Origin of the sequence: Roseateles sp. (assembly GCF_036404855.1) — a bacterium.
Taxonomy (GTDB): Bacteria; Pseudomonadota; Gammaproteobacteria; order Burkholderiales; family Burkholderiaceae_C; genus Pelomonas.
The window spans coordinates 1-1772 of record NZ_DASWYS010000357.1; the positions used below are offsets into that span (position 1 = coordinate 1).

Sequence of the window (1772 nt, forward strand, 5' to 3'; positions counted from 1 at the left end):
GCGGCGCCAGCATTCGCCGGCGTTATGCGCAACCGGGATGACCACGGCGCCAGTGCGCGAGGCCAGCAGCGCGCCACCCATCTTGAAGCGTCCAGTCTTGCCGGGCGCCACGCGCGTGCCTTCGGGAAACAGCAGCGGCCAGCGGCCTTCGTTCAGGCGGGTCTGGCCTTGCTTGACCACTTGTTCAAAAGCGTCGCGGCCCTTGGCGCGGTCGATGGCGATCATGCGCAAGAGCGCCAGGCCCCAGCCGAAGAACGGCACCATGTGCAGTTCTTTCTTGTAGACGAAGCACACCTCGCGCGGCATGTAGGCCGGGAAGAACAGGGTTTCCCAGGCCGATTGGTGCTTGGACAGCAGCACCGCGGGGCCGTCGGGCAGGTTTTCCCAGCCCTTGACCTGCCAGCGGATGCCGCAGAACACCTTGGCGCCCCAGATGGCCAGCCGGGGCCAGCCGACCGTCAGCTTGTAGCGCCAGTGCAGCGGCAGCGGCGCCCACAGGACACAGGCGAAGGCATACGGAATGACCGTGACGGCCAGGAACACGAAGTACAGGAACGAACGAAGCCAGGCCATCGGGTCACGCGTCCTGCAGCAGGGCGTCGACCAGGGCCGACAGGTCGTCGCAGACGCGCGTGTTGTCGGGCAGGCCGCCCTTGGCCAGCGTCTTGGCGCCATTGCCCGTCAGGACCAGCCACGGCGAGCATCCCGCTGCCGAGGAGGCCTGCAGGTCGCGCAGCGAATCGCCCACGGCCGGCACGCCGGCCAGGTCGACGTCGTAGCGGTGCCCGATCTGCTCGAACATGCCCGGACGCGGCTTGCGGCAGGTGCAGTCGTCGTCGGGGCCGTGCGGGCACATGAAAATGGCGTCGACGCTGCCGCCCACCGCGGCGAGCTCGCGCCGCATCTTGGTGTGGATGGCGGTCAGCGTGTCCATGTCGAACAGCCCGCGCGCCAGCCCCGACTGGTTGGTGGCAACCACCACCTTCCAGCCGGCCTGCGTGAGGCGCGCGATGGCCTGCAGGCTGCCCGGCAGCGCGATCCATTCGTCGGGCGTCTTGACGAAGGCGTCGCTGTCCTGATTGATGACGCCGTCGCGGTCGAGGATGATGAGCTTCACTGGGCGAGCCTGGAGATGTCAGCGACCTGGTTCATCAGGCCATGCAGCTGGGCCAGGAGGGCCAGCCGGTTGGCGCGCACGGCCGGGTCTTCGGCCATGACCATGACGTCGGCAAAGAACGCGTCCACGGGTTCGCGGGCCTGGGCCAGCGTGGACAGGCTGCCGGTGAAGTCGCCGGCGGCCAGTTGCGCCTCGGCCTTCGGACGCAGGGCGGCCACGGCCGCGGCCAGGGCCTTTTCAGCCGGTTCCACCAGCGCCGCGTCGTTCACCGTGCCGATCTCGCCTTCAGCCTTCTTGAGCAGGTTGCCGATGCGCTTGTTGGCGGCGGCCAGGCTGGCGGCTTCGGGCAATTGCGCGAATGCCGCGGCGGCGCGCACGCGCTCGGCGACCTGATGCAGCGGCGGGGTCAGCGCGATCACGGCCTCGACGGCATTGCGATCGAAGTCGTTGATGAGCTGGTTGCGGTAGCGCTCGTAGATGAAGGTGCGGACCTCGGCCAGCGTGTCGGACGGGATCTTGCCGTCCGCGAACGTGCCGGCGGCCAGTTGCAGCAGGCCGTCCAGGGTCAGCGGACCGTCCTGGCTGATCTTCAGCCAGCCGCCCGCGGCCAGTTGTTCGAAGGCGCTGATCAGGCCCAGCGCGGCGCGGCGCAGGC

The 1772-nt window shown here is 69.0% G+C and carries 3 protein-coding genes; all 3 read right to left on the bottom strand.

From position 1 onward, the window contains the following. A partial coding sequence (locus tag VGF12_RS23840) for a lysophospholipid acyltransferase family protein (RefSeq protein ID WP_331178536.1) occupies positions 1-573 on the bottom strand: 573 nt, incomplete at its 3' end. 4 nt (positions 574-577) lie between these two features. Next, positions 578-1117, bottom strand: a complete 540-nt coding sequence (gene gmhB, locus VGF12_RS23845) for a D-glycero-beta-D-manno-heptose 1,7-bisphosphate 7-phosphatase (RefSeq protein WP_128829986.1) — start codon at positions 1115-1117, stop codon at positions 578-580. Further along, the coding region (locus tag VGF12_RS23850) for a DALR anticodon-binding domain-containing protein (protein WP_331178537.1) at positions 1114-1772 on the bottom strand (659 nt) is incomplete at its 5' end. The genes VGF12_RS23850 and gmhB, both read right to left, overlap by 4 nt.